We start from the raw sequence: 458 nt of genomic DNA, 5'->3' as shown, positions 1-458 counted from the left end.
GTGCGGCGGACAGCGATCCGACGAAATCGGCCAGATCGCGGTTGAAGCGCTCGGGTTCCTCGATGAAGGGCGCGTGGCCCGATTCCTCGTACAGCTTGCTCGCGATGCGCGGGTTCAGCGCGCGGGCGCGGGCCAGGGTGGCCGGCGTATCGACCAGCGCGTCGCGGCCGCCTTGGATGAACAGCAGCGGCACGCGTGCGCGGCTCAGGCCCTCGGCGGCCGACACGGTCATGCCCGGCACCGCGCGCTGCATGTCCCACGAGGCCATCGCGGCATTGGCGAGCAGCCGCTCGAACAGCGCGGCATCGGGCTGGCGGTGGAAGCACAGCGCCAGGAAGCGGCGCTCGCCGTCGAGATGCGTCCGCAGCTCGGGCGATGTCATGTCACGGTAAACCTCGGGATGGCTCACCAACTGCTCCGGCTTCAGCTCGACCACGCCATCCACGAACACGGCGCCG

General features: G+C 70.3%; 1 protein-coding gene. It reads right to left on the bottom strand.

All coding sequences use genetic code 11. The annotated features are described in order from the left end of the window. Positions 1–458 (bottom strand): alpha/beta fold hydrolase (locus tag FQ705_RS01140; protein ID WP_144137639.1); only part of this gene is annotated, 458 nt, incomplete at both ends.

Origin of the sequence: Paraburkholderia sp. BCC1884, assembly GCF_900996225.1 — a bacterium.
In the GTDB taxonomy this organism is placed as follows: Bacteria; Pseudomonadota; Gammaproteobacteria; order Burkholderiales; family Burkholderiaceae; genus Paraburkholderia.
The sequence above is the reverse complement of the archived record's forward strand: the minus strand, read 5'-3'. Positions and strand labels throughout refer to the sequence as shown.